Raw genomic sequence first — 26,061 nt, forward strand, 5'->3', positions numbered from 1 at the left:
ATTATAGGCTTGGGGGTGATGAAGATTCTCCTGCTCTGCTGGCGCGACTCCACCCACCCCCAAGGCGGTGGTAGTGAGCGCTATCTTGAGCGTGTCGCCGAGCATCTCAGCGAGCGCGGCCACGAGGTGATCTTCCGTACCGCTGCCAGTGAGAATGCGCCCGCCACCAGCATCCGCGGCGGGGTGCGTTTTCGGCGCGCGGGCGGGCGGCTGAGCGTGTATCCGCGGGCGTGGCTGGCGATGCTTGCGGGCCGATGCGGGATCGGGGAGCTGCGCGGGGTGGACGTGGTGGTCGATACCCAAAACGGCATTCCCTTCTTTGCACGGTTGTGTCTGGGCGCCCCCACCGTGGTGCTCACGCATCACTGCCACCGTGAGCAGTGGCCGGTGGCAGGGCCGGGGTTGGCGCAGCTCGGCTGGTTTTTGGAATCCATCGCCTCCCCGCGCGTCTACCGCCACGCCCGCTGGGTCACGGTCTCCGAGGCATCCGCCGCCGAGCTGCGTGAGCTAGGAGTGCGCGATATTAGTGTGATCCACAACGGGGTGGATCCTGTGCCGCTTTTCGACGCCGCCCCGCCGGCCCCCGCCCCGCGGCTGGTGACGCTGTCGCGCCTTGTGCCGCACAAGCAAATAGAGCACGCCATCGAGGTCGCCGACTCCCTCGGAGTGGAGCTGGATGTAATCGGCTCCGGCTGGTGGGAGGAGAACCTGCGCGATATCGCCGGTGAGAATGTGCACTTTCACGGTCACGTCTCGGAGGAGACCAAGCACGCCCTGCTGGATCGGGCGGATGTGCACCTGATGCCCTCACGGAAGGAGGGCTGGGGGCTGGCGGTGGTAGAGGCCGCCCAGCACGGGGTGCCCACCATCGGTTATCGCAGCTCGAGGGGGCTGTGCGATTCCGTGATTGATGGCCAGACAGGCCTGCTGGTTGATAGCCCTGAGCAGCTTGCGGCCGCCACCGCCGAGCTCATCAATGATCCGCAGCGGCGCGCCGCCCTCGGCGAGGCCGCCCGCCAGCGAGCTCAGCGCTATTCCTGGGCTACTACTGGTGCTGCCTTCGCCGAGCTGCTAGAGCGCGTAGCCCGAGCATAAGCGGCACCAGCAGCCACGCCATGAGCAGCACCAGCCCATAGCCGCGCGGGCGCGGCTGGACCCCTGGCACATGGTGTCTCGTATCCCCATCGGCCACCAAGCCCACCCCGAGGCGGGCCAAGGCGGTATCATCGCGCCGCTCCCACGCGGCCATGGCCTGCTGCCAGCGCGGCTGAACGGGATCCACCAGCTCACCGTCTACCACGAGCCCGCCGGGTTGCACGGCGGAGACCGCCTTGGTGCGTGGATCCACCGCCACTCGGCCCTGGTAGGTCGTGATCGCGGTGGGAGGACCCACCAACAGCACATCCACGCCCCGGGCTTCATCCTGTAGCTCCTGCCATACGCTATCGGCTGGGACTGGGCGCAGCTCGGCCAGCTGCTGCGGCGCCTGGGGCACGCTGAGCGCCAGTAGCACCACGCCCGTGATCCTCAGCCACGCCCAGCGAATACCGGCGGCCATCGCGGCGTAGGCGGGCAGGGCGAAAAGCACATACTTGTGGCTATCACGAAACAGCGCCCCGCCGGGAACAGCCTGCAGATCGAGGCTCAAGGCGGCGGCGATCAGACCAGCCGCGCCGAGCACGACCAGCCGGCGTGGGGTAGAGCGCACCCCGCACAGCAGCACCGCGAAGAGCAGCACCCCAGCGATCACCCCGCCGCTGCGGGCCACCTCGGCGTTCCAGATCCCGCCCAAGCCCAGCACCGTGGCGCCCATATTCAGCGCCTCCGGGCCGAGAGTGGTTTCGGCCCGGGTGGCGAAGGCCGCCCCCGCGGTACTGCTGGGCGGGCTCAGTAGCGAGGGCACCAGCCACGGCAGCGACACCACAGCTGCGCCCACTACAGAGCTGAGCGCGGGGCGGGTGATGATGGCCACCACCCCAGCCACCACCGCGCCGGTGGGGGTGAGGCTGGCCAACCACACGAGGCTGAGCTGACGCAGCGGGCGGTGGGCACTGGCGGCGATGCCCGGCAGCAGCCAGGCGGCGATCACCAGCGACCACTGGCCCTGAGCGAGACGCTCGATCACGAAGGGATTACACAAACTCAGCCCCACCCCGAGCGGCCCATAGCCCCACGCGGCCCAAGCGGCCAGCCCAGCCGAGCCGAGAATCAGGAAGCGCGCGAGCCAGGACGCCGGCAGGATCTGGCCGGCCAGGGCCAGCAGCCCGTCCTGAGGGGCGTTGCGGGCGGCAAGATCCCCCACGCCCAAGGCGTCGGCGCTGAGTGCCGGGGTATCGATCACCACCATGTCGCGGGTGATGAGCACCCCACTACGCAGCAGAGTCAGGGCGAGCATTCCCAGGATCAGGGCCGCGATAGCCCAGGACAGCGTCGATAAGCGCACAGCGGGAAAGAAGACGCGTCCGCGCATGCTAGCTCCGCGCACGCAGATACGTGATGGCGGCGGCAATCAGCAGCAGGAAGGAGAGGGTGCGGGTGAGATATTGGGTCACGCGCATGGCGTGAAAGGCGCTGAGCTTGCGCTCGGCCTCGGCCCACTGGGTGGAAGTGCTGGTCTCATCCCAATCGAAACGGGCACTAAAAACAGCGCCCTCCACCGAGGAGCTGCCGGCAAAGAACTCGGCGGTGCGCTCCTTGGCGCTGGCCTCTGTCGGAGCGCTCAACCACAGCGGACGCTCCTTCATGTCCACGATCATGCCCGAGAAGGGCTCCACAGTGATGTCGCGCTCCACGGCGTAGTAGCCATCGATCACCCGCACTGGGCCGATCTCTTGGTGGAAGGTGAACACCTCCTCGCCGTGATAGGGCACGGCGTCTACAAAATCCACCGGCACCGAGGTTTGCAGCACCGTGTCGAAGTAGGAATAGGAGGACTTACCCGCGGTGGGTGGGAAACGATACTGCAGGCCCACCCGCACAAAGGAGGGGTGGTTAAGCGTAGACCCAGCGATCAGGCCCGGGGCGCCGCCGCTATAGCGTGCCGACGCCGTCTCCACCGGATAGGCAGTGCCGCGGCTGAGAGTCACCGCGTCCTCCTCGCGGTAGATTATCTGCTCGTCCGAGCGCACCGTGGTGCGGGCCTGGGCGGTCACATTCTCTCGATCCGCGGGCTCGCCGAAGACGATGCTGCTGTCCTTGTACACCGTCTGGCCTTGCGCCAAAGAACCGACCGCGGTGGAGGGAACAGTACTGATATGCATCGCATAGTCGCGCGGTAGCGGCTGCTCGCTGAACTTCCACGTGGTGTAGATGATGAAGGACAGCGCGAGAAAGAAGACAGAGGCGCCGAGGAGCACTCGGGGAATGAGCAGCGAGACGATGCTGCCGGTTGTGCGACCGCGGGCCACGTCGACTCTCTTTCTAGGCGGGGTTCATAAGGCGGTGACACTACCGCGCCGCGAACAGTGAAGTACCAATTGGGGTTATGAAACAATAAGTGTCGTGTCCACTCAATCCTACGCAACATCGCGCGGTTATAACCCTAGCCTCGAGGGTTTGCGCGCTGTCGCCGCCTGCGGAGTGTTGCTCACCCACACCTCCTTCCAGTCTGGCATGGATCCTCGTTCGGTGATGGGTGGATTCTTGGGGCGTTTCGACTTCTTCGTCGCGCTCTTTTTTGCTCTCTCGGCCTATCTGCTGGCGCGGGGCGACTACCGCACCCGCCGCTCCTTCTATGCCAAGCGCTTCTTTCGCGTCGTGCCCGCCTATGTGGTGTGCGTGGCCACGGCGCTGATCATCCTGCCAGCGAATTTCGATGCCGACCCAGCCGCGGTGATCGCCACCTTCTTCTTCGCCCAGATTTACCTGCCGCACGGGCTCTTGCCCGGTATTACCCACCTGTGGTCCATGTGCGTGGAAGTGGCCTTCTATCTGGTCTTTCCCTTCATCCCGAAAAGAAGGCTCATCATTGTGGGGCTCGCGGTGCTGAGCCTCGGATGGGCCTTTGTGCCCTTCCCCTCCGGCGGGCCCAACTGGCAGATCTTCCCACCCGCCTATGCCTGCTGGTTCGCGGTGGGGCTGCTGGCCGCGGGCATCCAGCCCACGCCCAGCGCGGAAAAGTGGCTGCGGCGCCGCTGGATCTGGTGGCTCTGCGCCGCCGCCATCCTCTTCGTGGCCGGCCAAGAGTTCTTCGGCCCCCTCGGGCTGGAGCATCCCTCTCCGCTGGAGTTTCTGCGCCGCGTGATCGCCGGCGCAGCCTTCGCCGCCGTGGTGCTGGTGCCCTATGCGCTCGCGCCGGGATCGGCCGTACTGGATTCGCAATTGTTCCGTCAGCTCGGCACCATCTCCTACTCAATCTTCCTGTGGCATGTGGTGGTGCTGGAGCTGGTGTTCCCGCTGCTGGGGATGCGCCCCTTCAGCGGCAACTTCCTGCTCATTACCGCGGTGACTCTGGCGCTGACTCTGCCGGTGGCGTATCTGTCTTACCACCTGGTAGAGCGACCAGCGCGAGGGCTGTGGCGATGGCTGCCTGCGTTAGCACGTGCCCGCCGGCCTCGACACCGCGCTGCAGCCACAGCCCCGCAACCAGCACGCTCAGCCCAGCGATCCGCAGAGTAGTGAAGCGCTCCACTACCCACGCCACCGCCAGGCCGATGAGCCCGGGAATCCCCAGAATCAGCGGGGCCAGCAGCAGGTAACGCGGGCTAGGGCGAAACACCCCGGGAATCCTAGGTGAGGTGGGCAGATATAGAGCCCAGGCCGCGGCCAGCAGCGAGATGATCACACCCACCAGCAGATAGCTGCGGGGAAAACGCAGCGGGCCCAAAGCATCGGCCTCGAAGGCCTGCATGCCCGCGTTGATGGTGGTGGGCGGGGCATCGCCCATACTCAACCCGGGGTTGAAGGAAAAGGTGGTGTCTACCAGCTGCTTGTGGGGCGCTGGCGGGGCCTGGGGGTTAGTGAGCAGCAGCCACTCCGCATTGGTGGAGAGATGATGCTCCCCAGCGCTGAGCTCCACCGGCCCGCACCCGTGGGAGGTGCCGTCGATGCGCGTATTGGTCCACGCCCCACAGGAAGAGGTGCGCAGCTCCAGCCGTGCCGGCTCGGGAAGCACGAGGGTGCGGGAGAGCACACCGGTGTAGACCTGCCGCTGGCTGAAGAGATAATGCTGGGCGCTGGGCGAGCCCTGCACCACGATCTCGCGCCGAATACCCATATCAGCCTCAGCAATGCCCTGCCCAGGGCCGGGGATGATGCGCACGGGCAGCTCGTCTACCCGCAGCTCGGCGGTCTCGCCCTCCTGCATGAACACCCGGTTGCCATTGACTAGCAGGTCGCCGGAGCGGCCCCTGATCTGCAGGGAGAGGGTGCGGCGATCGGGATCCTCCGGATCAAGGCTCAGCCAGTCGCCATAGAAGGCGGTGCCGGCAAAGCCATCCACCGCAGCGGTGGGGGAGTGGGAGGTCTGCGGACCATAGAGGCTGCTGGCATCTGCGGCGTGCGCGCCCGCCCTTAGCGTGCCGCCAGTCTCTCGCAGCCAGAGCGGCTCGGCCTGGGAAGGATAATCGATTACCGGGTTTTTAATGTCCGTCGCCTCCTCGCGACGGGCCAGCAGTCCCGAATGCTGCCCGGTGCCATAATTGCGGGCGATCGCCAAGGGGGTGTCGGTGATGATCTGGGCTTGCTCGGGATCGTCGATAAGCTGCCGCGGCTCATAGCCCAGCACCTCATTGATCAACGCCAGCGATTCTCCGGCGCCCTGCACCTGATCGATGGGCTGATCCACCACCGTGGCGCCACGATTCGGATCGATCTCGATCACATCCATCTCGCCGAAGGAGTGCACCGGAAAGCCCTGCTCCTCGGCGGCATCCACCAGTGTGTGGCTGGCGCGCTGGCCCACATCGTGGCGCACCGCAATCAGCCCCACGCCGAGCTGCGGCAGGGCGGCGAAAGAGCCATCCTGCAATGAATCCATCACCCCGTCGAGGCCGCGAATAGCCTCAGGGTTAATCAACGGCACCGCATCGCGGGCAATCCAGGGCACCTCCAGCAGGGGCTGTAGCGGCTCGTCCCTAGTCCAGCCCCAGTCCTGGCGGGCGAAACGCACCGGTGGATAGATGAGCGTACGGGTGTTGCTGCCGTGCTCATTCAGCCAGTCCGCTGTGTCATAAACATAGGAGGGAACCTCCTCAAAGCTGCCACGGGGCGCTAGCCGCAGCGACCACGCCGGCGAGCTGGCCATCACCAACGCCAGCGCAGTGGCGATATAGAGCAGCTTGTGCCAGTGCACGCTGATACAGGCCAATCCGATACACAGCGGCAGCCGTACCAAAGGATCAAACTTGTGCACATTGCGCAGTAGCGCGCCGGGGCCGTCCAAAAAACCGGTGACATAGTGCGAGCCGCAGAGGATGATCACGCCGATGAGGAGCAGGGTGATCCACATGCCCTGGCCGCGCATCCGCTTCAGCCCCGCAATGCCGGCGGCGGCGACGGCCACAGTGGCCAGCACCAGCACCGGGTTGAGGGCGAGAACGTGGCCGGCCACGCGCTCATTGTCCACAAAGGGCGTCCAGCTGGTGGCGCCGCGCAGCACCTGTACCCCGTTGAGGTTGCCGGTGGTGATGTGGGCATTTTCTATGTAGTCGGTAAAAGGCGGCGAGAGCCGGCCCATGGTGGCCAGCGGGATAAGCCACCACATGCTCACCAAGATGGAGCCGATGAGGAAGTGGCCGAAGTCCACCCAGCGGCGCCGGTAGAGCAGCACGAACCCGCCGGGAATACAGGCGGCAATGGTGGCGGTGGCGTTGACCGCGCCGAGGCAGGCGACGGCGATGATGGCCCGCCCGAGCGCCGGCTTGGCGCGTACGAGCGGCTCCACAATCCACGGAACCAGCGCCACCGGCCACGCCTCGGAGGAGATGGCGCCGAGGGTGGTGAGGATGCGCGGAGAAAGGGCATAGGCCGCCGCGCCGAGAATCGGGCTCGGCAACCTCAGGGTGCAGGCTAGGCGGTAGAAACCAGAGAAGGCGAGGCCGAGGATGAGGGTCCACCACAGGCGCTGGGCCACCCAGTCGGGCAACCAGTCGGTGAGGAGGAAAAACGTGCCCTGGGGGAAGAGATAGCCATAGGCCTGGTTTTGGAGCTGGCCCAGGGGGAATACATCGGTCCATGGCCGCAGTGCGCGGGCGAGGAACCCGCCTGGGTTGAGAGCGAGATCCAGTTTGGTGTCGGCGGCGGTGCGGCCCCAGGCGGAGCCGAAGCAGCACAGCGCCGCGATGAGCCAAGCGATCAGGTGCACGCGGGCATGCGGTGAAACCCGCAGGGCGGTGGCCCAGCGGGGCATTAAAGGGCGGGAGGCGAGAGAGGATGCCGCGGACACGCGGCGAGGCCGCGGCTTAGCGGGTGCCGTATTCGACGCCGCCGAGGAGTGCGTCGTCACTATTGACCGCGTGCGACTGGGGGACGGAGTCTTGCGAGGAGAAGATGGAGAGGCCAAGGATTGCAACCATCCCTAGAAGGAGCCCGACGACAGCAGAGGCGAACGCTGGGCCGATTGTGCGGCGAGTGACGCTATCTGATTCAAGAGCCATGGCTTAGTCCTCATTGTCTTCCGGGGGGACCACAAACACGGGAATGTTGGTGTTGTGGACAATACTATCTGTCGTCGAAGAGCTGAAGAAAGAGCGTATTCCGGTTTCAGCCCGAGTGCCAATCACGATCACATCTGGACGGAGATCTTCGGAGGCGTCCACGATGGCCGACCAGATAGAGGTGGCCGATTCCACCAAGTGCGCCTTGGCGTATAGGCCCAGCTCCTCGGCGCGGTTAACGCCCTCGCGGCAGGTGGCCAGCGCCTGCTGATAGGCGGGATCATCGGTTTCGTCGTCGGTGGACTGCAAGTCGGAGAATTTCATTCCGGACTGTCCCGCGGCCCGAGCGGCCTGGCGGTAGAGCGGCTCCCACGCGGTGATGATCTCCACGTGTTTCGGCGCCAGCAGCGAGGCGGCGTAGTCGAGTGCTCGCTGCGATTCCGGAGAACCGTCGTAGGCGATCAGCATCGTCTGGGTTGATTCAAACACCGGCGACAGTGCCCCTTTCCTATTGTCATAACTCGTTGATCTTTTTCGGCGCCGGCGCTTCAGGCATTCTCTGGCGAGAAAAAGCGGCGCGGCGCAGCCTAGGCCACATGGCGCTGAGTGGGCCCCTCAGCTGGCCTATCTGTGGCAAAACCTCTTCTAGTGTAGGTGATTGCGGGCGGTTGTCCATACCCCACTGGGGCGAGAATTACTCGCCACAGCAGTCACAATAGTCACTTTTCTGTCTCTGCTAAGCTCGCTTTAGCGCTGTTGAGCAGGGCAGACACGTATTCTCAGCCAACCTTAAGCTGAGATAGGAAATCGCCAAGAACACGCCTCATTAGTAGTGTTACAAGATGTGAATGTGCGCAAAATTTCCCTCCTCGTCGTCGTGGGGCTCCTCGCGGTGGCGTGTGTAGCGCTGCTAGCGAACTACCTGCTGGGCAAAGACAAGCTCCAGCGCAATATCGATATCAAGGGCGTAGCCGTCGGTGGGCTGAGCGATGCCGAGGCCCGCGAGCTGCTCGCCACCCGTTTGACGGGGGTTGAACACGAGCCGATCACTGTCCGTGCCGGCGAGATGGACACCCAAGTCGTGCCCGCCGAGATCGGCCTAGCCGCCGATTGGGAGAACACCGTGGCTCAGGCCCCGCACACCTCGTTGAATCCGGTGCGCGAGATCGCGGCCTTGTTCCGCACCCAGGAATCCGATGTGGTCAGCTCCGTTGACGATGCTGCATTTCAGGCCGGGGTGGATCGGATCGCTGAAGAGCTGACCCGTCCGCCGCGCGATGCCGCGGTGCGTCTGGACAAGGGCGAGGTAGTGGTAGATGAGCCGCTGAACGGCCAGCGTCCCGCCCGTGAGGGGCTGGAGGCCTCACTGCCTGAGCGTTGGCTCGATAGCGATGGGGTGGAGGTCTCGGCGAGCACCGAGGAACCGGCGGTGCGCGATAGCTCCGCCGCCGAGAAGGATGCCGCCACGGCGCTAACCGGCCCGGTGCTCGTACATGGCCGCGACGATGTCACCGGCGAGATCCCCCTCGAGCGTATGGGCGAGGTGATCAGCTTCGTGCCCGAGGAGGATCACCTCCGCACCGAGTACAAGGAGGATGCGGCCCGCGGCATCCTAGGTGAGAAGCTCTCTGACACCGAGGTGGAGATGAAAAACGCGAGCTTCACTCGCGGCGGGGGAGAGGTGATCCCCAGCGTTGACGGCGTACACATTCAGTGGGATGCCGTGATGGATGGCCTCGAGCAGCGGATTCTCGGCGATGAGCCCCGCGAGTTCGATGCCCCCTATGAGGATGAGCCCGCCACCTACACCACCGAGCAGGCCGAGCAGGCCAGCTTCGATGAGACCGTTTCCTCTTTCACTACCGGCAATTTCTCCGGCCCCTCGGGCACCAACATTGCGCTCACCGCTGAGATTGTGGACGGCGCGGTGGTGGTGCCGGGGCAGACCTTCTCCCTCAACGGCTATACCGGCCCGCGCGGCTCCGCCCAGGGTTTCGTGGAATCGGGCATCATTCTTAATGGCCGTGCCGATAAGGCCGTGGGCGGCGGTATTTCACAGTTCGCCACCACGCTCTACAACGCCGCCTATTTCGCCGGCATGGAGGATGTGGCGCACACCCCGCACTCCTATTACATCTCTCGGTATCCCGCTGGCCGCGAAGCCACTGTGTTCGAGGGTGCGATCGACCTGCAATTTAAGAACACCTCCTCGCATCCGATCCTCATTAAGTCTTGGGTGCACGGCAACGAGATCACCGTGGACTTCAAGGGGATAAAAGAAGTAGAGGTGGAGTCGGTCTCTGGGGGTCGGTGGGCCAGCACTCAGCCTCACCGCATCAGTCTCTCTGGGCCTGATTGCTCGCCCTCCTCCGGCGCGCCGGGCTTTACCACCTCTGATACCCGCATCATTCGGGATCTCTCTGGCGCCGAGCTATCTCGCGAGAGCCAGGAGACGGTCTACGATCCCCAACCGATCGTTACCTGCAGTTAGTGTCTTCTCGGCGCTTATCGACGCTCACCCAATGCCCCATCACCGCAGTTGTCGGTGGTGGGGCATCGCGCTGTGCACGCGCGACGTGAATCCGCCCCGTTAACTTAAAAAGCGCTCGAGGGGGGTCATCCTCAAGTCCTAGGCGCCCTGTGAGACCTAATCCTCGCTAAAAGCACCCTCGCTACCTACGCAGTACTGTGGCGCAGCCTCGGGGTGAACGTTGACTAATGCAGCCGCGACCCCCGCTTGGCCTCTGCCGGATCTCCCACCGCATTCCCCGCGATCAAGCTGGTGAGTGCGGCGTAATCCTTATCGCACATCTCGCAGAGCAGCGGACATAGACTAGCGGCGCCAGCGTGCTGCAGAAGACGGTGAACCTTAAGGCCCGCGCACCACGCTCGGGGTGCGCACTGCAGCTGAGAACGCAGCAACGCCCCGCACTCTTCTCTTTCACTAGGGGAAGAGCTGCGGGGCGTGAGGATGCCGCCTTCGGGCGCCGAGGGCGAGCAGGTGGTGCTAGTTGGTGCTCCAAGCGCGGTCGAAGACGGGCCAGGAGTCACGCAGATCCATCTGCCAGTAGCTCCACTGGTGAGTGCCGGTGTCGCGCATGTTGAAGGTGGCGGGGATCTCCAGCTTCTCCATCTTGGCCTTGAGCAGGTGGGTGCACCAGTTGGTGGCGGCCTCGATGCTGCCACCCACGAGCTGAACATTGGCCACGGTCATGGGGTTATTCGCGAATCGGGGGTTGCTGATCATGTCCGGCTTACCGGAGGGGCCAGCCGAATTGGAGATGTAAATCTCGTGGCCACGCAGGGATTCTGCCTGGGCGACGGCGTCGTGACGCGCGCGGGTGTCCGAGCCCACCGGTCCCCACATGTCGTCCGGGTTGGACTTGGCGCGGTTGAGGGTCACGCGCAGCATGGCGTCCGAGATGGGATCGTTCGTCGCGGCGCAGCCGGAGAAGGAGCCTACGGCCTGGTAGAGCTCTGGGTTGTGCTGGGCCAGCAGGAGGGAGCTCGTGGCGGACATGGACATGCCTGCGATACCGCGCTCGCCGGAGGCGCCGAGCTGAGATTCCAGCGGGGTGGGCAGCTCTTGGGTGAGGAAGGTTTCCCACAGCTGCTTGCCGCCGAGCTGCGGCTGGTCCGCGTTAACCCAGTCGGTGTAGTAGGAGAAGCGGCCCTCCATGGGTATCACCACGTTGACGTTCTTATCCGCGTAGAACTGCGCCACATCCGTTTGCATGATCCAGTTAGCGCGGCCCTCGCCGCCGTCGCCACCATTGAGCAGGTAGAGGGTGGGGCGAGGTGCGGAGGCGTCCTTCGGGGTGATGACCACCAGCGGTACATTGCGGTTCATCGCCGGGGAGAAGGCCCACATTTCCTTCATGTTGGGGGTGGAGTTCACCTTGGCGCGCCACTCGGGCTCCTTAGCCAGCCGGGGGGTGGCCCCTTCGTGTACCTGTGCTGCCTCGGCGGCCTGGGCCACCGGGGCGGAAGGAAGTGCAACGGTGGGCGCGATCAATCCAGCTGCTGCGATGGTGGCCGCCACGAGCGGCGCCGCGAAACGAAACTTCATACAAACCCCATGTCAGTTTTTAAGTCGGATTTTAGGCAACGATAAGACTACGCGGTTCAATCCATATTGGAAAGAGTTGCGATTGCGTAACCCCCTGTGCTCGTTTGTCACATCAGTCACAGGAGTATCATCTAGGCCCACGGCGGTAGGTGGCCTATTCTCATGAGCAGGCGCATGTCTGCTGGCCCTATCGCCCAAGGGTGATCTCGTCGGGCAGACGAGTGCCGCCTCCCAGCCCATGCAGGCCCGAATATATATAGGACTAAAGGACGCTTTATGAACGAAGAAATTCTTGTTGCCATCAACACCGTGCTCGGCCAGTTCCTCAACGCCGGTTCCTCCCAGGCCGCCGACATCGCGGTCGATCTCGGTATCTTCTAAACCCCACCTGTGGGGGTGGATACCCGTCGGCGGTCAGCTGTCCGCCGAGGGGTGCGCTGCCCTCGCGGTTATCTTCACGCCCATCACCTCCTGTCCTGCCCCGCCTGATGCTGCGGTGGGCGCAGGCCGTGACGGTGGTGGGCAGCTTTGTGTGCAATCTTCGACGGTGACGGGGCAAACAACGTATCCTTGTTAGCGTGTCTGATCATTATGATGTTGTAGTACTTGGCGCAGGCCCCGGAGGCTATGTCGCCGCCATTCGAGCAGCCCAGCTTGGCAAGAAGGTTGCGGTCGTGGAGAAGCAGTATTGGGGCGGTGTCTGCCTCAATGTTGGCTGTATTCCCTCCAAGGCCCTGCTGAAGAACGCAGAGCTGGCCCACACGTTTAACCACGAGGCAAAGACCTTCGGTATCGAAGGCGATGTCAGCTTCAGTTTTGAGGCGGCGCACAAGCGCTCCCGCAAGGTCTCCGCGGGCATCGTCAAGGGCGTGCATTACTTGATGAAGAAGAACAAGATCACGGAGATCAATGGTCTTGGTTCTTTCACCGATGCCCACACCATTGAGATCACCGAGGGTGACGATGAGGGCACGACCCTCACCTTCGATGACTGCATTATTGCCACTGGTTCCGTGGTGCGCTCCCTGCCCGGCGTGGAGCTGGGGGGCAATATCTGCTCGTACAAGGAGCAGATCCTCAACAGCGAGTTGCCGGATTCCATGGTGATCGTTGGCGCCGGCGCCATCGGCATGGAGTTCGCCTATGTGCTCGCCAACTACGGCGTGGATGTCACCATCGTCGAGTTCATGGACAGCGTCTTGCCTAATGAGGATAAGGACGTGTCCAAGGAGATGGCCAAGCAGTACAAGAAGCTTGGCGTGAAGATCCTCACCGGCTATAAGACCACCGAGGTGCGCGATAATGGCGACAGCGTCGAGGTGGACGTGGAGTCCAAGGACGGCAAGAAGAACGACACCCTGCTCGTGGATCGCGTGATGGTCTCTATCGGTTTCGCCCCGCGGGTGGAGGGCTTCGGCCTCGAGAACACCGGTGTTGAGCTCACCGATCGCGGCGCTATCGCCATCGATGAGCGCATGCGTACCAATGTGAACCACATCTACGCCATCGGTGATGTCACCGCGAAGCTGCAGCTTGCGCACGTAGCAGAGGCCCAGGGCGTGGTGGCCGCAGAGACGATCGCCGGCGCTGAAACCCAAGAGCTGGGCGATTACATGATGATGCCCCGCGCTACCTTCTGTAATCCCCAGGTTGCCTCCTTCGGCTACACCGAGGATGCCGCCAAGGAGAAGTTCTCTGACCGCGACATCAAGGTGGCCACCTTCCCCTTCTCCGCGAACGGCAAAGCCCAGGGCTTGGGCGAACCCGCTGGTTTCGTGAAGGTTATCGCCGATGGCGAGTACGGCGAGCTGCTTGGTGCGCACATGGTGGGCGCGAATGTCTCCGAGCTGCTCCCGCAGCTCACCTTGGCACAGCGTTTTGACCTCACCGCCGAGGAAATCGGACGCAATGTGCACACCCACCCGACTCTCTCCGAGGCCATGAAGGAAGCCTGTGAGGGAACGATGGGGCACATGATCAACCTCTAATCCTCACCTTCTCACGCAGCCCTCCAGCAGATGCTGGAGGGCTGCGTGCTGTCTTGTGTCCCTCCTCAAACAGGACGTATCAAGGGTGCATCGTAGGCGGTAGGCCTGAAGGGGGAGGAGGGATTCTCCTATATTGTGTGGCATGAATCGATCGGAAGCTCAGGAAATTCTCGATCTCGTCCGGCAGATCGATGAACGAGCTACGGCTCGACCGCGAAGTGTATGGGTGCGCGACGGGCTACTTAGTGTGCTCGCGGGAGTGGGGCTGATCTGCGTCCTTCAACAGCTCGTGTGGCTGGGAGTCATTCTTTTCCTACTCGTCATTGGGCTCGCGCTCGCCAAAGTGGGGGATGCTCGTGGGGTGCGGCGTGCTGTCAAACAAGACCAGCGACAGCTCCCCACCGCCTCATGGAAGCGGGTGTGGTTTCCTATCCTCGTTAATCTGCCCGTGCTTTTCTTGCCGCGGGGCAATCTCGCGCTCTCCGTTGTCGTGGGAGTAGTCGCCGCAGGCTTCATGCTGTGGGCTCTCACCCAGGAAAGGAAGGCATCATGGCTCTAGATCCAGTTTTGCGTACCCGCGAGCATGTGGGCCTCTGCGCCGCGCTTGCTGCCGCTGGCGCCACCGAGGAGGGGATGCGCCATGAGATGGACTCGAGTTATCTATGCACACTCAGTGGGGTATCCGAAGCGAAGCTGCCCGCGCTGCTCGCAGAGTTGGACGCCGACGGCTATGTCACCCTGTTTCGCGAGTACAGCTCGGGCCAAGGCGACCGGACAGTGTGGGTGTCGCTGACTACACAGGGCGCCGATGCCTATGATCGCCACCTTCAAGCGGTGCGCGCGATAGCCGAAGGGCAGGGTTAGGGCGCGCACCGTCCACACGCGGTGTGGGAAGGCCTAGTAGTAGAAGGGGAAGGCCGACCAGTCGGGCTCACGCTTGTCGAGGAAGGAGTTTTTACCTTCCACGGCCTCGTCGGTCATATAAGCCAGGCGGGTCGCTTCGCCAGCGAAGACTTGCTGGCCCATCAGCCCATCGTCGGTGAGGTTAAAAGCGAATTTCAGCATCCGTTGCGCGGTGGGGGATTTGCCGTTGATCTCCACTCCCATCTGGATGGCCTCGTTTTCGATCTCGGCGTGATCGGCCACGAGGTTCACCGCGCCCATGTGATACATCTCCTCGGCGGTATAGCTCCGCCCCAGGAAGAAGATTTCGCGGGCGCGTTTTTGGCCCACCATTTTCGCCAGGTAGGCGGAGCCATAGCCGGCATCGAAGGAGCCGACGTCGGCGTCGGTCTGCTTGAAGCGGGCGTGCTGCCGGGAAGCGATCGTCATATCGCAGACCACGTGCAGTGAGTGTCCACCGCCGGCAGCCCAGCCACCCACCACGGCGATCACGACTTTGGGCATGGTGCGGATGAGGCGCTGAACTTCCAGAATGTGTAGGCGCCCACCCTCAGCTTTGGTGCGCATCTCATCGACGGTGTCTTCGGTGTCGCCCGAGGCATAGCGATAGCCGGAGCGGCCGCGGATGCGCTGGTCGCCGCCGGAGCAAAACGCCCAACCGCCATCTTTGTCACTGGGGCCGTTGCCACAGAGCAGCACACAGCCCACATCGGGGGTGCGGCGGGCGTGATCGAGGGCGCGGTACAGCTCGTCCACGGTGTGGGGGCGAAAGGCGTTGCGCACCTCGGGCCGGTCGAAGGCGATGCGCACGATGCCGTGGGCGCGGTCGGTGCCCACGTGCCGGTGATAGGTGATATCGGTGAGATCCTCGAAGCCGTCGACAGCGCGCCACAGCTCGGGGTTGAATGGTTGCTCGCTCATACCTCATTATCCTAGAAGCTATGAGTTCGCTCGATGAGGTTCTGGAGCGCACCCGCGTGGTGGCGCTGCCGATGCGCGTGAAATTTCGGGGTGTGACGGTGCGCGAAGCCGCACTCATTGAGGGGCCGCTGGGGTGGGGCGAGTTTTCCGCGTTCACGGAATACTCACCGGCCGAGGCGTCTCGCTGGCTGCTCTCGGGCCTCGAGGCCGCATTTTTGGGCTTGCCGACGCCACCTCGCAGCCACATTCCCGTCAACGGCACCATCCCCGCCGTGGGGCCCGAGCAGCTGCCCGAGGTGCTGCAGCGATTTCGTGCCTGTTCGGTGTTGAAGGTGAAGGTGGCGGAGCCGAGCCAGAGCCTAGCGGATGATTACGAGCGCATTGCTGCGATTCGCCAACTGCGCCCCGATGCCACGCTGCGGGTGGATGCCAACCGCGGCTGGTCGGTGAATGAGGCGATCGCCGCGGCGAGGTTGCTGGGCCCTTTGGAGTATATGGAGCAGCCGGTGGCCACCGTGGAAGAGATGGAGCAGCTGCGCCGCTGGGTGGATGTGCCGATCGCTGCCGACGAAGCCATCCGCAAGGCCGAGGATCCCTATGAGATCGCCCGCCGCCGTGCCGCTGACTATGCGGTGATCAAGGTCGCGCCGATGGGCGGGGTAGCCCAGGTGGAGAAGGTGGCCGAGTTCATGGCCCGCTACGGCATGGGCGTGACGATCGCATCGGCGCTCGATACGGCGGTGGGGATGAATGCTGGGGTGGTGGCCGCCGCATGTGTCGCCCCTGAGCGGGCCGCCGGCTTAGCCACCAGTCAGCTTTTTGTGGAGGATGTGGCCCCGCCTCGAGAGATCGTGGACGGGATGATCTCTACCGCTGCTGTCGCCCCAGATCCGGCGCGGGTGGAGGAGTTGGCTGCCCCGCCCGCGCGCCGGGATTGGTGGCTCAAGCGCATAGAGCAGTGCTGGTTAGAATTAGGGCTATGACATCTTGGGACACCGCGCGCGCCATTGTTGAAGAACTCGCTTCGAGCTGCAGTGATGTGGTGGTGTGCCCAGGGTCGAGGAATGCTCCTTTGTCCATGGCGCTGGCCGCGGCAGAGGGGCTGCGGTTGCATGTGCGTCTCGATGAGCGCGATGCGGCCTTCACTGCGCTCGGCATGGCGCGGGTGACTGGGACGGTGGTGCCGGTGGTGATGACCTCCGGCACGGCCGTGGCCAATTGCCTGCCGGCGATGATTGAGGCGCACCATGCGGATATTCCGTTAGCGATTGTCTCCGCGGATCGCCCGGTGCGGCTGGTGGGCACCGGCGCCAGCCAGACCATCACCCAGCAGGGACTTTTTTCCACTGTCACTCCCACGGTGTCGATCGCCGAAGCCAGCCGTCCCGAGACGGCGCGCGCTACGCTGCGACGCGCACTGGCGGAGCATCGCCAGGCACACATCAACGTGGCTTTCGATACCCCCCTGGTGCCGGAGGTGCCGCTTGAGCCGGTGGCGGTGGGGCAGAAGGTGGCGTCGATAAGCCCCAAGCCGCGCGACTGGGGTGAGGTTGCGGTGGATCTCAGCGCCCAGGTGCTGGTGATTGCCGGCGATGGCGCGTGGACGGTGGAGGGGTTGGAGGATGTTCCCACCATTGCCGAGCCGAGCGCACCGGCGCCTTTCCACCCAGTGCATCCTTTGGCGGCGAATGTGCTGCTCAGTGGGGTGGACATCGCTCGTCCCGAGCACATCATTATTGTCGGGCATCCGACGCTGCACCGCGATGTGCTGGCCCTGATGCGGCTGGGGGTGCGCACCACGGTGCTCACCCGCGGCGATAGCTACACCGACCCGTGGGGTACGGCCACCGAGGTGGCCAGCAGCGTCCGTGTCAGCGGCGAGCTGAACCACACATGGCTGGAGCTTATCGACGCTGCCTCCACCCGTGCCGCCGATGCGGTGCGCGATACCCTTGCCGAGGACGATCTCGGCTTCACTGGGCTGCACGCCGCCGCCACGGTGGCCGACACCCTCGAGGTGGGCGATGGTTTCTTCGTCGGAGCCTCCAATCCCGTGCGCGACGCCAGCCTAGTGGGGCTGCCCTTCGATGGGGTAGATACCTATTCCCCCCGCGGCACCGCGGGCATCGATGGCTCTATTGCCCAGGCGGTAGGGGTAGCTGTAGCCCGCCAGCATCAGCAGGCGGATGCTGTGCGCGCCCCGCGGACGGTGGCGCTGCTGGGGGATGTCACTTTCCTGCACGATATCGGCGGATTGTTGCTCCCCGCCGGCTCGCCGCGGCCGGAGAACCTCACCATCGTGGTGGCCAACGATAATGGCGGCGGGATCTTCGAAACTCTCGAGCAGGGCGCGAGCGCTCACCGCGAGATTTTCGACACCGCCTTCGGCACCCCGCACAATGCCGATCTGGAGGGACTGTGCGTCGGCTATGGGGTGGCCCACCGGCGGGTCGAAACCCTGCCGGAGCTTATCGATGCGCTCGCCGAGAGCTGCGACTACGGCGTTGATGGCATTGAGGTGATCGAGGCCCGCACCACCCGCGCCACCCGGCGCGAACTGCACCAACGCCTCAATGAGAAGGTGGCGTGGGAGAAATGATCGCCCGCCGCCTCCGCCAGCTTGTGATCGTGCTCTATAGCGCGGTGGTGCTCATGAGCATGGGCATGGTGGGTGCCGCCATCATGAACGATCACGCCATTTCCTCCAACCCTGGTCGCGCCCTAGCGCGGGTGACCAATGAGGACTGGCTGCGCACCACCGTGGAGTTCCAAGATGAGCGCGGCATGTTTCACGTTCCGCCATCTGGGTTGCTTTATCCCTCCGATCTGGGAGTGGGGCAGCGGGTGTGGGTGAACTATTCTACCGATAACCCCAACTTGGTGAAGGTGGAAGGGCGCAACTGGACGCTGGCGATCATCCCCGCCCTGTCGGTGCTGAGCATCGCTACCGCGATCGGCGCGGGGCTGTGGTGGTTTATTGGGCATTCATCGAAAATTCGGACGCTCGACACCCTGAGCCAACCCGCACGGAAGACGAGCACGGCACACTAAGCGGCATGCGCATCGGAATAGTCGCGGAATCCTTCCTGCCCAACGTCAACGGAGTTAGCAACTCCATCCTTCGCATCCTGGAGCATATCGAGGGCACCCACGAGGCCATCGTGATCGCCCCAGGTGCGCGGGAGTTTCAAGAAGAGATCGCCAGTTATGCGGGCGCGCAGATCGTGCGGGTGCCCACCATCCGCATGCCCTTAATTAACTCTCTTCCCATCGGCGTGCCCGTCCCGGCCGTCACCCACGCCCTGCGTTCCTTTGCCCCCGACGTGATCCACCTGGCGTCGCCTTTCGTGCTCGGCGGCTATGCGTCCTTTTCTGCCCGCCAGCTTGGCATCCCCGCTGTGGCCGTCTACCAAACCGATGTGGCGGGCTTCGCCACCACCTATCACCTCACCCCGTTGGCGGTGGCCGCCTGGGATTGGACGCGCATCATCCATAACCAGGCGGCGCGGACTCTCGCACCCTCCTCAGCCACCATCGCCGAGCTGCAGGAGCATGGGGTGCAGCGGGTGCACCGCTGGGGTCGCGGTGTCGACGCCGAACTCTTCCACCCCCGTCGCCGCGATACAACGCTGCGCGCCGAATGGCTTAGCCACCGGCCCGGGGCGCGCTACGTGGTGGGCTTTGTCGGCCGGCTCGCCGCAGAGAAGGGAGTCCAACGCCTGCAGGCGCTCGCCCACCGCGAGGATGTGCAGCTCGTGATCGTCGGCGATGGCCCCGAGCGCGCCGCCCTCGGCGCCCACCTACCCCAAGCCATCTTCACCGGGGCGCTGTCAGGCACGGCGCTGGCGCGGGCCTATGCCAGCATGGATGTGTTTGTCCACCCCGGTGAGTTCGAAACCTTCTGCCAAACCATCCAAGAAGCCCAAGCCAGCGGGGTGCCCACCATTGCTCCCCGCGCCGGCGGGCCCATCGATCTCATCACCGATGGCTACAACGGCTATCTGCTCGACGTCGACGGTTTCAGTAACCAGCTCGAGCAGGCCGTTGACCGCTGCCTCATGCACCTGCCCACTCTGCGGGATGATGCCCGCCGTTCCGTCGAGCCGCGCACCTGGGCGGCGGTGGTGGATCAACTCCTCGAGCACTACGAGCAGGCCATCCATTCCCCCGCCCGCCGCTAGCGGGGCGCACGCTAGCTCCCCACACAGAACACTAGGGCTGCTCGGGTAAGCTCTGCAGGCGTGGTAAAGGCAAATCTGGACAAGCAGCCCAAAGACGTCGCGCGCATGTTTGATGACGTAGGTAAAAACTACGACATCACCAACACCGTGCTCTCCTTCGGCCAAGACCGGCACTGGCGTAGCCGCACCCGTGAGCGGTTAAACCTCCAGCCTGGGGAAAAGGTGCTGGATCTCGCGGCGGGAACCGCCGTGTCCACCGTGGAGCTGAGCAAGTCCGGCGCATGGGTGGTGGCCTGCGACTTCTCCCAGGGAATGCTCAAGGCCGGCCATCGACGCGCGGTGCCCAAGGTCGTGGGCGATGGCATGCGTCTGCCTTTCCGCGATAACACCTTTGATGCCGTCACTATCAGCTTCGGCCTGCGCAATATCCACGACTATCGCGCTGGGCTGAAGGAAATGGCGCGCGTGACCAAACCGGGCGGCCGGCTCACCGTGGCCGAGTTTTCCACCCCCACCGTGCCGATCTTTGCCACCGTGTACAAGGAATATCTCATGCGGGCACTGCCCGCTGTGGCGCGCGCCGTCTCCTCTAATCCGGAGGCCTATGAGTATCTGGCGGAATCGATCCGCGCCTGGCCCAACCAGGAAGAGCTAGCCGCCGCCATCATGAGCTCCGGCTGGAGCGAGTGCGGCTGGCAGAACCTCACCTTCGGCATCACTGCCCTGCATTCAGCCATCAAGCCCGCACACAGCGACTAGTCCCATAGGGGAGTATCGTCCACCCAGCCCAGCGAACGCTGGGCGCCGTGCCACACCCGGGCCACCAGATCCCGATCCGAGTCGGTGATGAGGTTGCCCATGAGCCGCGCCGCAGCCGGCATCAGTACCCGGCCGCCGATTCCGCGCATCGCCACCGGCCCCGCCGCTGGCAAGAACTGCGGATAGGTGAGCACGCGCGCCAACCGCCGCGCCAAGCGGAAACTCTCGCCATAGTGCTCGCGCAGCAACCGTGGCCATGCCTCGCGCACCCGCGAGGTATGCCCCATGAGCTCGACGGCGAGCCGCGCCGACTCCATGCCATAGTCAATACCCTCGCCATTGAGGGGGTTGACGAGCGCGGCGGCGTCGCCCAGCAACATCCAGTTCGCACCAGCCACCGAGCTAATCGCCCCTCCCATCGGCAGCAGCGCCGAGGCGATCTCGCGCGAGGGCTCCAACTGCCAGTGCTCGCGCTGCTGCGCGGCATAGGACAGAAGCAGCTTCTTCGTGTTGATCTGGGCGGGACGGGCCGCTGTGGACAGCGCGCCACACCCAATATTCACCTCATCCGAACCGAGCGGGAAAATCCAGCCATAGCCGGGCTGCAGGTGTCCCTGCTCATCGCGCAGCTCCACGTGGGAGTGCATCCACGGATCATCCCCGCGGGCAGTGGTGCAATAGGCGCGGGCAGCAATGCCGTAGACCTGCTCGCGATGCCACTGCCGGCCCAGTTTCCGGCCGAAGGAGGACCGCACCCCATCGGCCACCAACACCATGCGCGGGCGCACCATACGGATTTCGCCGCCGTGGCGTACCTCCACCTGCTCGATCCGGCCCGCATAGAGCTGCGGGCTTAAAGCCTCGGCATTCTCCCAGGTGTCGACCCCATCCTGCTGCTGCGCATGGCGGAATAGCAGAGTGTCGAAGTCGCGGCGCTTCATCGCCGAGCCGAGGCGGCCGAATGTGCTCTCGGGCCACGGGGCCTGCACATCGCCGCCGTAGCCGTGCAGGAACAGGCCTTGGTTGCGGTAGCGAGAAGTCACCTGATGCGCGAGGTGGAGAGAATGCAGCTCCTTGATGGCGCGTGGGGTGAGGCCATCGCCGCAGGTCTTATCGCGGGGGAACGAGGCGGCGTCGATAAGCAACACCGATTGCCCCGCGTGGGCGGCATGATAGGCGGCGGCGGAGCCAGCGGGGCCCGCGCCCACGATCAGAACGTCTACAGCAACATCAGGATGAGCCACGCACCTATTGTGGCATTGACGAGGCGTCGACTGTGGATAGCCCCCGAACGTAGACTACGGTTATCATCTGTAGATTAAAACCGCCTGAGAAGTGTGGACGTTCTGCTCTCAGAAACAGACTCACAGCAGCCAACGAAGGTCGAGGACAACCAAGCATGAGTAACGGTACAGCCGTCGGCTCGCAAGACAACGAGCACTGGGTGCAAGTCACCGCATCCCAAGGCTCGATTCCCCGTCTTGACTTGGGAGACCCAGAGCTGAGCGCCTGGGTGGCAGAGAAGATGGACGAGATCGAGGAGCTCCTGCGCGGCGAAGTCGCCAGCGGCGCCGAGTTCGTCTCGGACAAGGTCTCGCACCTCTTTGAGGCCGGGGGCAAGCGATTCCGCCCCATGTTCGCCCTCCTTGCCTCCCAGTACGGCCCAGAACCTGGCAGCCTCAACGTGCAGCGCGCCGGGGCCATCGTGGAGATGACCCACTTGGCCACGCTGTATCACGATGACGTGATGGACGAGGCAGAGAAGCGTCGTGGCGCCGAATCCGCCAACCATCGCTGGAACAACTCCGTGGCGATCCTTGCCGGGGATATCCTGCTGGCCTATACCTCGCGAATGATGAGCCAGCTCGGCATCGAAACCGTGCGGCACTTCGCCATCACCTTCGAACAGCTGGTGACCGGCCAGATGCGCGAAACGGTGGGCCCGCGCGGCGGTGACCCCGTGGAGCACTACCTCAACGTGATCCGTGAGAAGACCGGTGTGCTCATCGCCGCCGCCGGCTATCTCGGGGCCTTGCACTCGGGGGCGGAGAAACACCACATCGCGGCTCTCGAGCGCTACGGCGAGGCTGTGGGCATGGTGTTTCAGATCGTGGATGACATCATCGACATCTTCTCCGACTCCAGCCAGTCCGGAAAAACCCCAGGCACCGACCTGCGCGAGGGAGTATTCACGCTGCCGGTGCTCTACGCCCTGCGCGAAGAGGGCGAAGTGGGAGATGAGCTCCGCGCCCGCGTCACCGGCCCTGTGGCTGAGGAGGACGTGCCGGAGATCATCGCCCTGCTCGAGCGCTCCGGCGGCCGCCAGCGTGCCAAGGAAGACATCGACCGCTACCTCGCCGAGGCGGAGAGCGCCTTGGCTGAGCTGCCGCAGAACACCGTCACCGAGGCGCTGCGCACCCTTGCTCAGCTCACCGCCGGGCGAGTGGGCTAAGGGCCATACCTATCCTACTCGCTGCGGAAATCCGCAGCTTAGGCGGACGATTTGCTTAAACATATAGGGCGTCTAGTAGAGTAAGTCACCGCACCAAGCGTGCACGCCAGGTTGCCCGAGCGGCCAAAGGGAGCGGACTGTAAATCCGCCGGCATTGCCTTCAATGGTTCGAATCCATTACCTGGCACCACACACCCGAGGATCATCCCCCTAAAGGGGAGGGCCTCGGGTTTTTGCATGCTTTGATGTCGCGCGGTGGGGGCAGGGCGGCTGGGGGTAGGTGCTCGAGTGCGAGGAGCACGGTGTAGCCCTGTGGGCTATAAAGGGGCCATGCGAGGGCGGAAAAAGACGGGTTGAGATGCAGATTTGTGTTCTTTCATGGCTTCGGGTTAATCTTCTTAAGGCTTCAACGGAACGGGCACTGCGAAACGCAGTCCAGTTCCTATAAGGGAAGCTAAGCCCCCTTAGCTCAGTCGGCAGAGCGTTTCCATGGTAAGGAAAAGGTCGACAGTTCGATTCTGTCAGGGGGCTCTGTTCATTTATATAGCCGCTCCAGCTTGTGGGTGGTTGTACATGAATGGGGCGGTTTAGCTCAGTTGGTGAGAGCGCACGACTCATAATCGTGAGGTCCCGAGTTCGAGTCTCGGAACCGCTACTGCACACCGCATGATAAGGCCGAGCCGAAATCTTCGGTTGGGCCTTATTTCGTGTGTGTGGCCGCGAGGTGTCTTTACTTCCCGCGTGGAAGTCATTACAGTGAGCGGCAGTGTTGCGCAGAGGCTGCTTATTCATGGTGGCGGACGCGGCAGCGCGCCAAGGGGCGTGGCTCAATTGGCAGAGCAGCGGTCTCCAAAACCGCAGGTTGCAGGTTCGAGTCCTGTCGCCCCTGCAAGTACTTTTAGAAAGTCGTATCGAGGAGAAACGTGGCAGACGATCTCACATCGAGCGCGCGGCCCACGGGCAAGCGTCAGCTCACCGGCGTAAGCACTACCTCGAGCGAGTCTTACTCCTCCAAGCGGGCAGTGGCCACCCAGGATGCGGACGACCGCCCTGGTGGAGGCCCCACACGCTTCGTTCCTGAAGTAGTGGAGGAAATGAAGAAGGTCATTTGGCCGACCTCCAAGCAGATGGTGAACTACACGCTCATCGTCTTCGGATTCCTCATCGTGATGACACTGCTCGTTTGGGGCATCGACATTCTGGCCTCTCGGGGAGTTGACCTAGTTCTTAACCCTTAACTAGGATGAATCTCATAGCTTTTACCCGCCTTAGCCACTAGCGCCAAGGCGGGACTTTTATTGCCTGTACCGCCCGCGCGGGGCTGCGCTCCACGGCGGCAATGAGAGCACGAAGCCGCTACACCTGTGAACCGACACTAGCTAGATTTCAAGCGAGGACGATATGAGCGAGAACATCGAGAACACCACCGGTGCCGCCCCGGAGGCTGAAGACACCGCCACCGAGAACGTGGGCGCCGCCGCGGAGGGTGCCGCTACCTCTTTCGAGACCGCCGCCCAGGCCGCAACCGCCGCCCAGGCCGCCGAGGAGCGCCTCGAGAACCAGGCTGAGGAGAGCGCCGAGGAGCGGGCCGCCGCCGAAAAGGAGGGCGTGGAGGATGCGCTCAACGCCGATGTGGCCGTGGCCGACCAAGCCGCCGCTGAAAGCGATAATTCCCTGGCTGAGTACAAGGCTCGGCTGCGCAAGTTCATCCGCGAGCTGAAGAAGAAGCCGGGCCAGTGGTACATCATTCAGTGCTACTCCGGCTACGAGAACAAGGTGAAGACCAACCTGGACATGCGCGCCCAGACTCTCGAGGTGGAGGACTCTATCTACGAGGTCGTCGTCCCCATCGAAGAGGTCGTGGAGATCCGCGATGGTCAGCGCAAGCGCGTCAAGCGCAAGCTGCTGCCGGGCTATGTGCTGGTGCGTATGGACATTGATGATCGCTCGTGGTCCGTGGTCCGTGAAACCCCGGGTGTTACCAGCTTCGTGGGTAATGAGGGGCACGCCACCCCGGTGAAGCACCGTGACGTGGCCAAGTTCCTGCTGCCGCAGGAGTCCACCCCGGTGGAGGGCGAGCAGGGCGAGCAGCCGGCCGCCTCCAAGGATGGCGAGCAGGTTGTGGCGCAGCCCAGCAAGAAGCAGGCCCCCGTGGAGGTGGACTACCAGGTGGGCGAGGCTGTCACCATCCTCACCGGTGCGCTGGCTACCGTCTCCGCCACGATCTCCGAGATCGACGCCGAAAACGGCAAGCTGCAGGCCCTGGTGTCTATCTTCGGCCGTGAAACCCCGGTGGAGCTCACCTTCGATCAGGTGGAAAAGGTCAACTAACCACCCGCCAGCACAGCACTCTTGTTCCCCTGCTTCCATGCAGCGGGGCGGGAGTGCTGTTCTATTTGGTCTGACCTGCTAGAAGGTGTAGACTTTCCCTTCGCGTGTCTGCGCACCTACGCGCAGCACTCGCCTCCGCGTGAACAGCACCTGTTATCACTGCAGGTGCAGCACGCACCGAATACTGTCAATATCCCCGGTGGCTGAGTTGAGCTCGGCATCCGGACGCATCGGCTGCATACGGGCGGGTTAATACTAGCCAGTACCTGCCCTCGCCGGTGCGGTACCAAGGAAGAGGTTCATCAAACATGGCTAAGAAGAAGAAAAAGGTCTCTGGCCTCATCAAGCTGCAGATCGAGGCTGGCGCCGCTAACCCGGCTCCCCCGGTCGGCCCGGCCCTCGGTGCCCATGGTGTCAACATCATGGAGTTCTGCAAGGCCTACAACGCTGCTACCGAGGCCCAGCGCGGCAACATCGTGCCGGTGGAGATCACCGTCTACGAGGATCGCTCCTTCGACTTCGTGCTGAAGACCCCGCCGGCAGCCAAGCTGCTGCTGAAGGCCGCTGGCCTGAAGAAGGGCTCCGGCGTTCCCCACACTGACAAGGTTGGCTCTGTCACCTGGGATCAGTGCAAGGAGATCGCCACCACCAAGAAGCCGGACCTCAACGCCAACGACATCGAGGCTGCTGCCAAGATCATCGCCGGCACCGCCCGCTCCATGGGCATCGAGGTCAAGTAACACCTTCGCCGCCTCTGTGGAGGCCTGCCGCCTTCCCCGTTGTGGGGCAGGCGGGTGGTAGGGCCCGCTCACGGCCCATCGACACCACAACATTCCCGACACACGTTTCAAAACATTAAGGA

The 26,061-nt window shown here is 63.8% G+C and carries 22 protein-coding genes, 4 tRNA genes and 1 pseudogene; 19 read left to right on the top strand and 8 right to left on the bottom strand.

Going from position 1 to position 26,061, the window contains the following annotated elements:
* Positions 1–18 precede the first annotated feature (18 nt).
* The gene (locus CCICO_RS00965) at positions 19–1,095 is read left to right on the top strand and encodes a glycosyltransferase family 4 protein (RefSeq protein ID WP_018018581.1); all 1,077 of its coding nucleotides are present in this window, start codon (positions 19–21) and stop codon (positions 1,093–1,095) included.
* Here CCICO_RS00965 and CCICO_RS00970 read toward each other — a convergent pair.
* Both CCICO_RS00970 and CCICO_RS00975 read right to left on the bottom strand, forming a co-directional pair.
* The gene (locus tag CCICO_RS00970; protein ID WP_018018582.1) at positions 1,046–2,470 is read right to left on the bottom strand and encodes an MmpA family trehalose lipid delivery protein; all 1,425 of its coding nucleotides are present in this window, start codon (positions 2,468–2,470) and stop codon (positions 1,046–1,048) included. The genes CCICO_RS00965 and CCICO_RS00970 overlap by 50 nt on opposite strands.
* A 1-nt stretch (position 2,471) precedes the next feature.
* The gene (locus tag CCICO_RS00975) at positions 2,472–3,407 is read right to left on the bottom strand and encodes a porin PorA family protein (RefSeq protein ID WP_018018583.1); all 936 of its coding nucleotides are present in this window, start codon (positions 3,405–3,407) and stop codon (positions 2,472–2,474) included.
* 94 nt (positions 3,408–3,501) lie between these two features.
* On the opposite strand from CCICO_RS00975, the gene CCICO_RS00980 reads away from it, so the two are divergent.
* Positions 3,502–4,617 carry an acyltransferase family protein gene (locus tag CCICO_RS00980; protein WP_026161258.1) on the top strand — a complete coding sequence of 372 codons (1,116 nt, stop codon included), beginning with the start codon at positions 3,502–3,504 and terminating at the stop codon, positions 4,615–4,617.
* 988 nt (positions 4,618–5,605) lie between these two features.
* Here the strand turns inward: CCICO_RS00980 and CCICO_RS00985 are convergent.
* From CCICO_RS00985 to CCICO_RS00995, 3 genes and pseudogenes are all read right to left on the bottom strand, one after another.
* Positions 5,606–7,348: pseudogene (locus CCICO_RS00985) on the bottom strand (alpha-(1->3)-arabinofuranosyltransferase domain-containing protein); the annotation flags it as partial.
* 52 nt (positions 7,349–7,400) lie between these two features.
* Positions 7,401–7,595, bottom strand: a complete 195-nt coding sequence (locus CCICO_RS00990; protein WP_018018586.1) for a DUF2613 domain-containing protein — start codon at positions 7,593–7,595, stop codon at positions 7,401–7,403.
* Between the two features lie 3 nt (positions 7,596–7,598).
* The gene (locus tag CCICO_RS00995) at positions 7,599–8,063 is read right to left on the bottom strand and encodes a universal stress protein (RefSeq protein ID WP_040357156.1); all 465 of its coding nucleotides are present in this window, start codon (positions 8,061–8,063) and stop codon (positions 7,599–7,601) included.
* Positions 8,064–8,445: 382 nt separating this feature from the next.
* Between CCICO_RS00995 and CCICO_RS01000 the strand changes: the two genes are divergently transcribed.
* Positions 8,446–10,086 carry a VanW family protein gene (locus CCICO_RS01000; protein ID WP_156809780.1) on the top strand — a complete coding sequence of 547 codons (1,641 nt, stop codon included), beginning with the start codon at positions 8,446–8,448 and terminating at the stop codon, positions 10,084–10,086.
* Between the two features lie 516 nt (positions 10,087–10,602).
* Here CCICO_RS01000 and CCICO_RS01005 read toward each other — a convergent pair.
* Positions 10,603–11,664 carry an alpha/beta hydrolase gene (locus tag CCICO_RS01005; RefSeq protein WP_018018589.1) on the bottom strand — a complete coding sequence of 354 codons (1,062 nt, stop codon included), beginning with the start codon at positions 11,662–11,664 and terminating at the stop codon, positions 10,603–10,605.
* A gap of 578 nt (positions 11,665–12,242) precedes the next feature.
* On the opposite strand from CCICO_RS01005, the gene lpdA reads away from it, so the two are divergent.
* The 3 genes from lpdA (at position 12,243) to CCICO_RS01020 (ending at position 14,516) form a co-directional block, all read left to right on the top strand.
* Positions 12,243–13,652 (top strand): dihydrolipoyl dehydrogenase, encoded by a 1,410-nt coding sequence (gene lpdA, locus CCICO_RS01010; RefSeq protein ID WP_026161260.1) that lies wholly within the window; start codon positions 12,243–12,245, stop codon positions 13,650–13,652.
* Between the two features lie 142 nt (positions 13,653–13,794).
* Entirely contained in the window at positions 13,795–14,211 is a 417-nt protein-coding gene (locus CCICO_RS01015) for a hypothetical protein (RefSeq protein ID WP_018018592.1), read from the top strand.
* A complete protein-coding gene (locus tag CCICO_RS01020) occupies positions 14,202–14,516 on the top strand; it encodes a hypothetical protein (RefSeq protein WP_018018593.1) in 315 nt (104 codons plus the stop codon). The genes CCICO_RS01015 and CCICO_RS01020 overlap by 10 nt, the downstream gene beginning before the upstream one ends.
* A gap of 33 nt (positions 14,517–14,549) precedes the next feature.
* On the opposite strand, the gene CCICO_RS01025 is transcribed toward CCICO_RS01020, so the two are convergent.
* Positions 14,550–15,476, bottom strand: coding sequence for a 1,4-dihydroxy-2-naphthoyl-CoA synthase (locus CCICO_RS01025; RefSeq protein WP_018018594.1), 927 nt, complete (start codon positions 15,474–15,476; stop codon positions 14,550–14,552).
* Positions 15,477–15,496: 20 nt separating this feature from the next.
* On the opposite strand from CCICO_RS01025, the gene CCICO_RS01030 reads away from it, so the two are divergent.
* Genes CCICO_RS01030 through CCICO_RS01050 form a run of 5 tightly spaced genes read left to right on the top strand, consistent with a single transcriptional unit; the run spans position 15,497 to position 20,416 of the window.
* The gene (locus tag CCICO_RS01030) at positions 15,497–16,459 is read left to right on the top strand and encodes an o-succinylbenzoate synthase (protein ID WP_018018595.1); all 963 of its coding nucleotides are present in this window, start codon (positions 15,497–15,499) and stop codon (positions 16,457–16,459) included.
* Positions 16,456–18,075, top strand: coding sequence for a 2-succinyl-5-enolpyruvyl-6-hydroxy-3-cyclohexene-1-carboxylic-acid synthase (menD, locus tag CCICO_RS01035; RefSeq protein WP_156809781.1), 1,620 nt, complete (start codon positions 16,456–16,458; stop codon positions 18,073–18,075). Before CCICO_RS01030 ends, menD begins: the two co-directional genes overlap by 4 nt.
* Positions 18,072–18,527, top strand: a complete 456-nt coding sequence (locus CCICO_RS01040; RefSeq protein ID WP_018018597.1) for a DUF3592 domain-containing protein — start codon at positions 18,072–18,074, stop codon at positions 18,525–18,527. The genes menD and CCICO_RS01040 overlap by 4 nt, the downstream gene beginning before the upstream one ends.
* A 5-nt stretch (positions 18,528–18,532) precedes the next feature.
* Positions 18,533–19,657: a glycosyltransferase family 4 protein gene (locus CCICO_RS01045; protein ID WP_018018598.1), complete on the top strand. Its 1,125-nt coding sequence runs from the start codon at positions 18,533–18,535 to the stop codon at positions 19,655–19,657.
* A 60-nt stretch (positions 19,658–19,717) separates the two neighbouring features.
* Positions 19,718–20,416, top strand: coding sequence for a demethylmenaquinone methyltransferase (locus CCICO_RS01050; protein ID WP_026161262.1), 699 nt, complete (start codon positions 19,718–19,720; stop codon positions 20,414–20,416).
* Here the strand turns inward: CCICO_RS01050 and CCICO_RS01055 are convergent.
* On the bottom strand, positions 20,413–21,660 hold the full coding sequence (locus tag CCICO_RS01055; RefSeq protein ID WP_018018600.1) for a geranylgeranyl reductase family protein: 1,248 nt from the start codon (positions 21,658–21,660) through the stop codon (positions 20,413–20,415). The two genes, CCICO_RS01050 and CCICO_RS01055, sit on opposite strands and share 4 nt — an antisense overlap.
* 155 nt (positions 21,661–21,815) lie before the next feature.
* On the opposite strand from CCICO_RS01055, the gene CCICO_RS01060 reads away from it, so the two are divergent.
* From CCICO_RS01060 to rplK, 8 genes are all read left to right on the top strand, one after another.
* The gene (locus CCICO_RS01060) at positions 21,816–22,868 is read left to right on the top strand and encodes a polyprenyl synthetase family protein (protein ID WP_018018601.1); all 1,053 of its coding nucleotides are present in this window, start codon (positions 21,816–21,818) and stop codon (positions 22,866–22,868) included.
* Positions 22,869–22,973: 105 nt separating this feature from the next.
* Positions 22,974–23,058 (top strand) — tRNA-Tyr (locus CCICO_RS01065).
* 268 nt (positions 23,059–23,326) lie between these two features.
* A tRNA-Thr gene (locus CCICO_RS01070) sits at positions 23,327–23,399 on the top strand.
* Between the two features lie 50 nt (positions 23,400–23,449).
* Positions 23,450–23,523, top strand: a tRNA-Met gene (locus CCICO_RS01075).
* Between the two features lie 161 nt (positions 23,524–23,684).
* Positions 23,685–23,757: transfer RNA gene (locus tag CCICO_RS01080), tRNA-Trp, on the top strand.
* Between the two features lie 34 nt (positions 23,758–23,791).
* Positions 23,792–24,106, top strand: coding sequence for a preprotein translocase subunit SecE (gene secE, locus CCICO_RS01085; RefSeq protein WP_018018602.1), 315 nt, complete (start codon positions 23,792–23,794; stop codon positions 24,104–24,106).
* Between the two features lie 163 nt (positions 24,107–24,269).
* Positions 24,270–25,199: a transcription termination/antitermination protein NusG gene (gene nusG, locus CCICO_RS01090; RefSeq protein ID WP_018018603.1), complete on the top strand. Its 930-nt coding sequence runs from the start codon at positions 24,270–24,272 to the stop codon at positions 25,197–25,199.
* 308 nt (positions 25,200–25,507) lie between these two features.
* Entirely contained in the window at positions 25,508–25,939 is a 432-nt protein-coding gene (gene rplK, locus CCICO_RS01095; protein WP_018018604.1) for a 50S ribosomal protein L11, read from the top strand.
* Positions 25,940–26,061: the final 122 nt, after the last annotated feature.

The organism is Corynebacterium ciconiae DSM 44920 (genome assembly GCF_030440575.1).
GTDB classification, from domain to species: Bacteria; Actinomycetota; Actinomycetes; order Mycobacteriales; family Mycobacteriaceae; genus Corynebacterium; species Corynebacterium ciconiae.

Excerpts from the sequence above, each read along its gene's own strand:
- CCICO_RS01005 (WP_018018589.1), bottom strand. The coding sequence starts at position 11,664 with ATGAAGTTTCGTTTCGCGGCGCCGCTCGTGGCGGCCACCATCGCAGCA.
- CCICO_RS00970 (WP_018018582.1), bottom strand. The coding sequence starts at position 2,470 with ATGCGCGGACGCGTCTTCTTTCCCGCTGTGCGCTTATCGACGCTGTCC.
- CCICO_RS01020 (WP_018018593.1), top strand. The coding sequence starts at position 14,202 with ATGGCTCTAGATCCAGTTTTGCGTACCCGCGAGCATGTGGGCCTCTGC.
- CCICO_RS01040 (WP_018018597.1), top strand. The coding sequence starts at position 18,072 with ATGATCGCCCGCCGCCTCCGCCAGCTTGTGATCGTGCTCTATAGCGCG.
- CCICO_RS01060 (WP_018018601.1), top strand. The coding sequence starts at position 21,816 with ATGAGTAACGGTACAGCCGTCGGCTCGCAAGACAACGAGCACTGGGTG.
- CCICO_RS01045 (WP_018018598.1), top strand. The coding sequence starts at position 18,533 with ATGCGCATCGGAATAGTCGCGGAATCCTTCCTGCCCAACGTCAACGGA.
- rplK (WP_018018604.1), top strand. The coding sequence starts at position 25,508 with ATGGCTAAGAAGAAGAAAAAGGTCTCTGGCCTCATCAAGCTGCAGATC.
- CCICO_RS00965 (WP_018018581.1), top strand. The coding sequence starts at position 19 with ATGAAGATTCTCCTGCTCTGCTGGCGCGACTCCACCCACCCCCAAGGC.
- CCICO_RS01030 (WP_018018595.1), top strand. The coding sequence starts at position 15,497 with ATGAGTTCGCTCGATGAGGTTCTGGAGCGCACCCGCGTGGTGGCGCTG.
- CCICO_RS01015 (WP_018018592.1), top strand. The coding sequence starts at position 13,795 with ATGAATCGATCGGAAGCTCAGGAAATTCTCGATCTCGTCCGGCAGATC.
- CCICO_RS01025 (WP_018018594.1), bottom strand. The coding sequence starts at position 15,476 with ATGAGCGAGCAACCATTCAACCCCGAGCTGTGGCGCGCTGTCGACGGC.
- CCICO_RS00995 (WP_040357156.1), bottom strand. The coding sequence starts at position 8,063 with ATGCTGATCGCCTACGACGGTTCTCCGGAATCGCAGCGAGCACTCGAC.
- nusG (WP_018018603.1), top strand. The coding sequence starts at position 24,270 with ATGAGCGAGAACATCGAGAACACCACCGGTGCCGCCCCGGAGGCTGAA.
- menD (WP_156809781.1), top strand. The coding sequence starts at position 16,456 with ATGACATCTTGGGACACCGCGCGCGCCATTGTTGAAGAACTCGCTTCG.
- CCICO_RS00990 (WP_018018586.1), bottom strand. The coding sequence starts at position 7,595 with ATGGCTCTTGAATCAGATAGCGTCACTCGCCGCACAATCGGCCCAGCG.